This is a genomic window from Vibrio sp. RM-69-4, assembly GCF_024743775.1.
In the GTDB taxonomy this organism is placed as follows: domain Bacteria; phylum Pseudomonadota; class Gammaproteobacteria; order Enterobacterales; family Vibrionaceae; genus Vibrio; species Vibrio anguillarum.
The window spans coordinates 1-9,433 of the sequence record NZ_JAMQXI010000071.1 but is presented as its reverse complement, the minus strand read 5'-3'; the positions used below and the strand labels follow the sequence as shown (position 1 = coordinate 9,433).

Sequence of the window (9,433 nt, the reverse complement as noted above, 5' to 3'; positions counted from 1 at the left end):
TACTCATATAATGCAAGGGTGCTTTGTAATTGTTCACTGAAATTGAATATATCATCCACAGTTTCGATCGGATGCCGAGTTTCATTCTTGGCTTCATCAAAGATACCAATATATTTCTGCTTAGTATTAAACCACAAACGGCATAGAGGCTTACGATTGTTATCATCTAGCAGAATTCCAAAATAGCTTTGAGTATCACGAGCACAAACTCTCTGTACTTCTACTTTTTGCCTAAGTATTGCTTTGACTATATTAAAACCTTCAATTTCTTCTTCTGTAGTAAGAATTTTAGATTTTTCTGAACTTTCATTTACGTCTTCAGCAGGAATAACTGGAGTTTCAATATTCGTTGATTCTTTGACGTCAGCGCCAATAGCTGATTTTAGACGGGCATTTATACTGTCATTGAGAAACTGCTTTAAAGCTTTAGTGGTAATGTCTAGAAATTGAGATTTAACTTTTGCAGTTTGAACACCGTCATAGACGCGAGAAGTAAAGAACTTCACAAAATCTTCTTCTGGGCTTTGGAACTGTTCACCTAGAACTTTCTTTATTTGGTTTAAATATTTTAATTCACCTGCTGCATCAACTACAGATTCAACATCAAAGGAGGATTTAGTTAATTTTTTTATTTCAGGGACAACATGTTCATCTAAATTTTCGAGATCTAATGTCAAAAATGGCTTTTCATCCATTTTATTAGGAGCATCCAAATCAGTGAAAAATTGATATTTTGAGCCATTCGTTAAAATGGCAATACGTGCATTTGTTACTGAGAAATATCGAAATAATTGGTTGGCATGTTTTGTTGATAATGGTTCACTGTACTTCTTACATTCAATTAGAATTTGAACCACACCATCTTTGATCAACGCATAATCAACCTTTTCCCCCTTTTTAGTTCCAGTATCAGCCGTAAACTCAGGTATAACCTCGTTTGGATCGAATACGTCATAACCAAGGACCGAATGTAGAAAGGGCATAACTAAAGCATTTTTTGTTGCTTCTTCGGTAGCCAGATTAGCCGAAACTTGAGAAACTTTCTTCGAAAGAGCCTGAAGCCGTTCAATAAAATCCATAAAATACTCCATTACATGCATTGAAAAAGATTGACTATACCCAATAAAAGCTAATGGAAACGTCGTTCAGTTAAAAGTTTAAAGTCGAGAAACACATAACGCCCGGCTAAGGGGTTGACAACGCACCGCCGAACTCAAAAAATACACCTAAACACTGAACTTCAATTTTGTACTGAAAGTCGCCAAGCGTTGGCAATCCCTCTTGAGCCGTTTGTTATACGCGTGCTTCCGACCACACTGCAAATTCGTTACCGCTTGGCTCAATAAAATGGAAACGACAGCCTCCGGGAAAATCAAAAATTGGGCGAATAATTTGACCACCGCTATTCTGGACTTTGGCTAAAGTTGCTTCTATGTTTGAGCTATAAAAGATAAGAAGTGCACCACCCGATGCAGTCTGACTACAACAGTCAGCTTTAAAAAAGCCGCCATCTAAACCCTGATTTGAGAATGCTGTATATTCAGGACCATAATCAGTAAATTCCCAGCCAAAAACTGAAGAGAAAAATGATTTTGTTGCCTCTAAATTTTTTGCTGCAAACTCGACATAATTCAGCTTTTCATTCTGATTCATTTCACGACTCCATTGTTAAATTTCCATATAGCGTATAACGCCCGGCTAAGGGGTTGGCAACGCAGCGCCGAACTCAAAAAACACACCGTAAACACTGAACTTCAATTTTGTACTAAAGTCGCCACGCGTTGACAATCCCTCTTGAGCCGTTTGTTAGCTGCTGCACTTTAGCCGGAAATTGATTACCCAACGGCCTAATTTAAAACACATTATTGCTTTCAAGCGTCAAAGTAAAATAGACAACTGAGAAACTAAAACCTAATCCACGAAACGCACTTGGCAAAGAAGAAATAACAGGAAAACTTGACGAGCTTCTAGAGCTTAAATTTACAAAGAATTATGTCGAAGAAGCCAACAACCAAGTGCGCAAAACCCATTTAAGCGCGAAAGAGCCTCAAAACCAAAGAAGCCACACCAAAGGAATAAACAAACACACCACTTCCCGTAAGAAGACTTCGGTTAGTTCAACCGCTTCACGAACAGTGCCACTGGCGAGATACGCGGAAAAGTGCTGACTTTCAGGTGTAAAGCTAGAGCCTCAGACTAAGAAAAATAAACGCTTAATTTTATGGTTTTTCTTAACCTCAGCTAACGCCGCATTAAGTGGTGAGCAACGCTAAACACTGGTGCTTCGACAAACCACTTAAAACACAAAAACTGAATTTACACTAAAACCGCCAAGCGTTGCGAATCCGTCTTAAATGCTTTGTTATGCAAATTCAATAAGATAAACCAGAAGTTACACTACATTTGATTAAGAAAACAATCAAAATATTGGTTAAGTGAACCAAGAATCAGCCAAAGCCTGAACCTTGATAAATAAGCCGCCAAAACAAAGTCCACCTTTCAGCGACAAACCAAGCTTTTGAATGAGAAAAACTCACCGAGCAAGACTTTCAGCAAATGCGAAATGATCGATTAACTTGCCCTTTCCACACTTTGCACCCGCAAAACTGACAACGCGCCAACGCTAAAACCAATTGAGGCAAACAAAGAAATTTGCCTGTTTACGGTTTGAGTTAACCAAGAATTTGAGGGTAAAAATGCTCCTTTGCCGACAACACCAAACGAATAGCCGGAGAAATCCCAAAAGATTGAACCCCTAAATTTACCTGAGTTGCATAACGCCCGGCTAAGGGGTTGACAACGCATAGCCTAACTCAAAAAACACACTGTAAACACTGAACTTCAATTTTGTACTAAAGCCGCCACGCGTTGGCAATCCCTCTTGAGCCGTTTGTTATGTACCTGGTTGGTTCTATCCCCAGAAACACCCATAAGTATCGTCTTCTAGTATTTCCAAGAAAGCTTCTAGAAGTTGAATCTCTGGGATTGGCTCATACGAATGCCATTTTTGGTCGGATTTCATCCAGTAAATTTTCCACGCGTCACGCGACTTATAATATTTGACTTTGGCTACTGGGCACTCCATTTTTTCGGATGGATCATTCCACTTAGGACGTATCTCGAAGATTTCGATGACCTGCCCCTCTAACCGATACCCAATATCAAGTTGATTGCGGATCTCTTCTGGCGGTCGACAAGAATCAAGGTACTTCTCCACTGCCTTTCTGTAACGCTGTTGCTCAATTTCTGAAAATGCCATATCTATCACCTAACCCTTTAATTAAGCTAAGTTTACGACCTAATTTCATACGTTGACTAGGTTAATTTTCGAGAAAGTACATAACGCCCGCTTAAGGGGCAGCCAACGCTACTACTAACTTTCCGCATAACACCGTAAACACCAAAGCCAACGCATAATAAAAATGCCGCGCGTTGGTTGAAGCGTTTGTTAGCTGTTTTCGTCAACTGGTAGCTGTATATTAAGATTTTCTGGACTTTTAGTAGGTTGTATTGCGTCACGATGAAAGCCTTGCGCTGACACTGCAAATACAGCCAAACCACTTACAAAAATATAGATATCGATACCAGATATCATTTCCTTAGCTTCTGGAAAAAAGACTCCAGCGATCAAAAATATACCACACACGATACCACTAGCCTGAAAAACCGAATTAATCATCACAGCGTGATTAAATGCTGTACCAGTTTTCCAGCAGCACCACCAATATAAACCCACTAAAATTAATCCCAATAAAGCAGAAGGAATAAGCATTACTTTATCCACGCTTATCTCCTTCTGGTGATTTTTGATCTGACGGTTTTCCCTTATTTGCTTTTTTTGAATCATTAACTGATTCACCAAGTATTGCACCAAACAAGCCGCCTATAATAGCGCCAACAGGCCCACCTAAAGATGCACCTAATATTGCTCCGCCAACAGCAGAACCTGTAGTTCTAGTATTATCCTCTTCTGATCTTTTTTTCGACATACTTCCTCCATGTGTCGATTTATCTGTTACAGCTAACGCCCGCTTAAGGGGCAGACAACGCTACTACCAAGCTTCCGCATAACACCATAATCACAAAAACCAACGCATAGTAAAAATGCCGCGCGTTGGCTGTCCCTCTTGAAGCGTTTGTTATGTGAATTTGAGCCTAGTGAGCTAACCACTTACAAGGCTCCAGGCTCATTTCGGTAAATTTTGCTGTAAACGATGATTCTGAAGGACTACACGCATAAACTCCAAAACTGACCACTTTTTGTGTCGGCAAAGGAGGATTACATTTACCCATTTCTATCGTAGTCTCTCCCAACTGATGTAAGTGAAAGATACGGATTTGGTTGAAAACCAAGCCATCAAACGAGGATTCGATAAGAAAATCTGGCCCTCTACGACTTAAACGATACCAAATCTCTTTAGGAAGCGGGATATCGGTGGTTGCCCAATCTGAATACCCTAAATTTGTAACTACACTACCCAGCCTAGAAAATGATTGATTTTCGTACTCTATCGAAGCTTTAAACCAATTTTCATTATCGAGATAAATGATCAATCCACATTGATCAAACAGCTCTTGATAAGTAAAACTTACCTTAGCTGTAAATGTGAAATTGTCTTTTGAATCAATCAATAATGCAGGGGCATTTTCATTACGAAATCCATAATAAGAACGTTGCCAAAAATCAGTTTTCGGCTCGGTTGTTATCGAAACAAACTCGGAAGTGACTTCACTGACTTTCGGTTCAGAAATCCACTTCCCAAAAGTAAAATTTACCATTATCAATCTCTTTGTTGTTCACAAAACCCACATATTCACATAACGCCCGGCTAAGGGGTTGACAACGCACCGCCGAACTTAAAAAACACACTGCAAACACTGAACTTCAATTTTGCACCAAAACCGCCAAGCGTTGGCAATCCCTCTTGAGCCGTTTGTTATGCAAATTCAATAAGATAAACTGACTTTACTCGATCAAAAGCCACAATTGCAATGGTTGAGTAATTCAAGAACCAACCGAAGCCAGAGCCGTGATAAATAAGCCGCCAAAACAAAGTCCACCTTTCAGCAACAAACCAAGCTTTTGAATGAGACAAACCCTACAAGCAAGACTTTCAGCAAATGCGAAATACTCGATAAACTTGCCCTTTCCACACTTTGCGCACGCTGAATTGGCAACAAACCAGCACCAAAACTCATTGAGGCAAACAAAGAACCTTGCCTGTTTTACGGCTTGAGTAAACCACGAATTTTAGGGTAAAAAAGCTCATTTGCCGACAACACAAAACGAATGGCCGGAGAAATCGAAAAGATTGAACCCCTAAATTTACCTGAGTTGCATAACGCCCGCTTAAGGGGCAGCCAACGCTAATACCAAGCTTCCGCATAACACCGTAATCACAAAAACCAACGCATAGTAAAAATGCCACGCGTTGGCTGTCCCTCTTGAAGCGTTTGTTATGTTTAATTTTTGATCGTTTCTGCAATATTCCTAATACAACGCCTTGCAGACTCACTTACACCCGAAAGTTGATAGAAACCATGTATTACACCTAGGTAACGTTCACAATAAGCGTCAACTCCTTGGGAAAGAAGCAACCTGTACAACTGCTCTCCTTCATCTCGCAGTGGGTCATACTCGGCTGTGATAATCATCGTTGGCGGTAAACCTTGAAAATCTTTTCTTGCCAATAGATTGAGTTCTGTTTCACTGACTAACCGCTCTGATTCACCCGCATAAAGCTGAAAACCTGACAGCAACATTTGAGCGGTAATAATAAAATCTGTACCGTTTTTCTGATAACTATCAGACGCCCCCAAGGGATCGACCATTGGATATATTAGGACTTGTTTTTCAGGTAGCCACAGCTTTTTATTTTTCAAGCGAAGTGCTGTAGCAAGAGCTAATTGTGCGCCAGCACTATCACCGACAAAAAACACATGTCTAGTATCACCGCCATATTTATGACCATGCTCTTTGATACCCAACGCGGCCTGAAATACATCATCATGAGCTGATGGATATGTATGTTCTGGTGCTAATCGGTACTTAATGCAAACCACTATAGTCTCTGATAGATGAGCTAACTGCCTCAGTTGTGCTTCATGTGTTTCAAAACCACCACTAATGAAACAACCACCATGAAAGTAAATCGTGATTGGCAAATTAGCTTTATCGCTTGGCTTATAAACTTTGATTGGAATACCATCCAGCTCATCAACAAACTCATCAGCCATTTCAGGGCTAGAGCCAGCTAAAACTGTACTTGATAGATAACCGGCACGACGCTCAGAAATAGTTTGTTTTGATGGGCAAGGTTTCCCACAAGAAATGAACTCTTCAACGAGTTCTTTAATGCCGCGCTCTAGATAGTTGCTCATATTTAATTCTTCGAATGTGTTCAAAGCTCAATATAATAGCCGAACACATATTGCTGTATATAAAAACAGTGTCGATTTGTGATGCTGATTAAACATAACGCCCGCTTAAGGGGCAGCCAACGCTACTACCAAGCTTCCGCATAACACCGTAATCACGAAAACCAACGCATAATAAAAATGCCACGCGTTGGCTGTCCCTCTTGAAGCGTTTGTTAGCTAATTTACTACAACGATTGTTTTTGCCAGCTTGTCACCTAACCTCTGTCTTCTTTTGCCAAGAATAAAGACCGCGTCGATCATGCCAATTATTGGTGTCAGTAGGTTACGAAAAAATGACTGAGGGAAACTACAACTTTTTCCTGTAACCGAATCTATAACTGAGATCCCTAGTAGTTTCTTACCGAGACTTTGCCCTTTAGGTAAACCGTCAGAAAGTAGAAAATATAAAGCAGCCGCCGAAAATGCTATTAAGCTTGATGAAGCTTGGGATAAACCAATTAAAGTACCGAGCCAAAGAAAGAAAATGAATATTGTGGCACTTATTGCACCATCAATGATTTGCCCTAGATAACGAAGACCCGGGCTTGCCAGCCTATGTGATTCAATGATCGAATCTCTATCTATTTCCACTTACTTTTTCTCCATGCAAGTTAGATGTCGAATAAATTTGCTAACGCCCGGCTAAGGGGTTGACAACGCACCGCCGAACTCAAAAAACACACTGTAAACACTGAACTTCAATTTTGTACTAAAGCCACCACGCGTTGACAATCCCTCTTGAGCCGTTTGTTAGGCCAACTGATTGACACCGGCACTTTCAAAACCAAAGAACGAGCTTTTTTGTAAACTTGAAACAAACTAACCGATTCATTTATAAACCAAAATGCCAACTCAGCAAAGAAACAAAAAACTCAAATTGAGCGATTTGGAAGAAAAGTGACGAGCGTAGCATGCTCGGCGGACGTTTGGATGCTGAAGGTTATTTTGCCGATGAATTCACAGCGATAAACAACCCAACGCGATCAAGAAACAACAAATATGTGATGATTATTTATTGCTTAACTTAAGCTAGAAAACATGGCATTTACCGTTCAATTCAAACTCGACTTAGCTGATAAAAACTCACTTTGCCTAACGCCCGGCTAAGGGGTTGACAACGCACCGCCGAACTCAAAAAACACACCTTAAACACTGAACTTCAATTTTGCACTAAAGCCGCCACGCGTTGGCAATCCCTCTTGAGCCGTTTGTTATGACGCTATACCTTTGAATTCAAATCTGTCCAAGATGAACAATAGCTACCATTACGTGTTTTAAATTCATGTGTAATACTTAATATTAATCTCACATACCTGCAATTTGGTATACCTAACTTATGATAAACAGCTTTCGCTGATTTTTTAGACTCAAATATTGCTACGTTCTTTTCCTGAAGCTCTCGGAGAGTTTCTGCGGTTAACAATATTGAGCCATCATGATCATAATTAGTACTGACGATACTGACTAAATTCCAATTGATTTGTTCTTCATCCTGTACCGGATAAAACGCATACAGCTTTTGATTAGCAAAACCTGTGTCTGCAATAACGTAAGCCATAAGATCTCCATATGTTTAAATTACTCGAGCGTCATAACGCCGCATTAAGTGGTGAACAACGCGACCACCTAAGCCTAAACCTTGCCACATATAGCACTGAAGCCGACCTAAACCGAAATTGCCAAGCGTTGAGAATCCGTCTTAAATGCTTTGTTATAAAACAATTTACTGCTCCGTAACATCCATAGACTTGGGTGTCGGTATAACACCAATAAATCGCGCTAAACTCAACAATGTCATGAACAAACCTATCATTGCTTGCCCAATAACTAGTGAGTAAGCTAAAACCCCTAACGGTGTCACGTTGTAAAATCCGAAGCTAGTCATTACAACAAAACTCGTGTAAACCGCTCCTAAAACACTTTCGTGAGATCCATCAACTGCGAATGCGAACATGTTTTGAAAGAAAATATATTGCGCTGCAAACCAAAAAATAATCTCGAAATAGTTCTGCATCAATAAAATTACAATTCGTCTGTAACCATGCAGCTTGTATTCTTTACCAGCTTTGATCGCTCGATATTCATCAAACAAAAGTACATTTGTTTGATAAATCACAACCTCATAAACCCTTAATAATGCATAAGAAGCTATAGCAAAGCCGATATATTGATTATTGATGTATAAAACAGCAGGCACAGACGCTATAGATAAAAACACATGACTTAAAGCCCATATTTCAGAAAAACGACCAGTTCTAGCTTTAGGGCATAGCCTTCTGACCAAGTTGAAAAATGAAATTTTTCCAAGCATTTTGAATACAAATGCCCAAAAATCAACAATAAACGAATCTGACTTTTCCATAAATCTCTCTTGTTTTATAACGCCCGGCTAAGGGGTTGAGAACGCACCGCCGAACTCAAAAAACACACTGTAAACACTGAATTTCAATTTTGCACTAAAGTCGCCAAGCGTTGGCAATCCCTCTTGAGCCGTTTGTTATGCAAATTCAATGAGATAAACTGAATTTACACGACCAAAAGCCACAATTGCAATGGTTGAGTGATTCAATAATCAACCCAAGCAAGAACTGTGATAAATGAGCCGCCAAAACAAAGTCCACCTTTCAACAACCAACCAAGCTTTTGAATCAGGAAAACTCAACGAGCGAAACACTCAGCAAGTGAACAATGCTCGATAAACTTGCCCTTCCCACACTTTGCGCACGCAAAATTCACAACGCGCCAACGCCAAAAACTGATTGAGGCAAACAAAGAACCTTGCCTGTTTTACGGTTTGAGTTAACCACGAATTTGAGGGTAAAAATGCTCATTTGCCGACAACACAAAACGAATAGCCGGAGAAATCCCAAAAGACTGAACCCCTAAATTTACCTGAGTTGCATAACGCCCTGTTAAGGGGTGAGCAACGCAATACCTAAGTCACCGCATAACACCTTAAACAATAAAACCAACGCATAGTAAAAATGCCACGCGTTGCGAATCCCTCTTGAAC

At 40.0% G+C, this 9,433-nt stretch carries 10 protein-coding genes; all 10 read right to left on the bottom strand.

The window, feature by feature from the left end; all coding sequences use genetic code 11:
- On the bottom strand, positions 1 to 1,079 hold a 1,079-nt coding region (locus tag NB504_RS11690), incomplete at its 3' end, for a type I restriction endonuclease (protein WP_258428941.1).
- Positions 1,080 to 1,293: 214 nt separating this feature from the next.
- The gene (locus tag NB504_RS11685) at positions 1,294 to 1,653 is read right to left on the bottom strand and encodes a VOC family protein (RefSeq protein ID WP_094147104.1); all 360 of its coding nucleotides are present in this window, start codon (positions 1,651 to 1,653) and stop codon (positions 1,294 to 1,296) included.
- A gap of 1,258 nt (positions 1,654 to 2,911) precedes the next feature.
- A complete protein-coding gene (locus tag NB504_RS11680) occupies positions 2,912 to 3,259 on the bottom strand; it encodes a DUF3024 domain-containing protein (RefSeq protein ID WP_017042813.1) in 348 nt (115 codons plus the stop codon).
- A 189-nt stretch (positions 3,260 to 3,448) separates the two neighbouring features.
- Positions 3,449 to 3,784: a threonyl-tRNA synthetase gene (locus NB504_RS11670; RefSeq protein ID WP_258428939.1), complete on the bottom strand. Its 336-nt coding sequence runs from the start codon at positions 3,782 to 3,784 to the stop codon at positions 3,449 to 3,451.
- Positions 3,777 to 3,989 carry a DUF456 domain-containing protein gene (locus NB504_RS11665; protein WP_238097149.1) on the bottom strand — a complete coding sequence of 71 codons (213 nt, stop codon included), beginning with the start codon at positions 3,987 to 3,989 and terminating at the stop codon, positions 3,777 to 3,779. Before NB504_RS11665 ends, NB504_RS11670 begins: the two co-directional genes overlap by 8 nt.
- A 166-nt stretch (positions 3,990 to 4,155) precedes the next feature.
- Positions 4,156 to 4,779: a DUF1349 domain-containing protein gene (locus NB504_RS11655; RefSeq protein WP_161437746.1), complete on the bottom strand. Its 624-nt coding sequence runs from the start codon at positions 4,777 to 4,779 to the stop codon at positions 4,156 to 4,158.
- Positions 4,780 to 5,463: 684 nt separating this feature from the next.
- Entirely contained in the window at positions 5,464 to 6,381 is a 918-nt protein-coding gene (locus NB504_RS11645) for an alpha/beta hydrolase (protein ID WP_258428943.1), read from the bottom strand.
- Positions 6,382 to 6,597: 216 nt separating this feature from the next.
- Entirely contained in the window at positions 6,598 to 7,011 is a 414-nt protein-coding gene (locus NB504_RS11635; protein WP_019283386.1) for an RDD family protein, read from the bottom strand.
- Between the two features lie 628 nt (positions 7,012 to 7,639).
- A complete protein-coding gene (locus NB504_RS11630) occupies positions 7,640 to 7,978 on the bottom strand; it encodes a hypothetical protein (RefSeq protein ID WP_129533092.1) in 339 nt (112 codons plus the stop codon).
- Between the two features lie 165 nt (positions 7,979 to 8,143).
- Positions 8,144 to 8,782, bottom strand: a complete 639-nt coding sequence (locus NB504_RS11625; RefSeq protein ID WP_046224726.1) for a hypothetical protein — start codon at positions 8,780 to 8,782, stop codon at positions 8,144 to 8,146.
- Between the last annotated feature and the right edge of the window lie 651 nt (positions 8,783 to 9,433).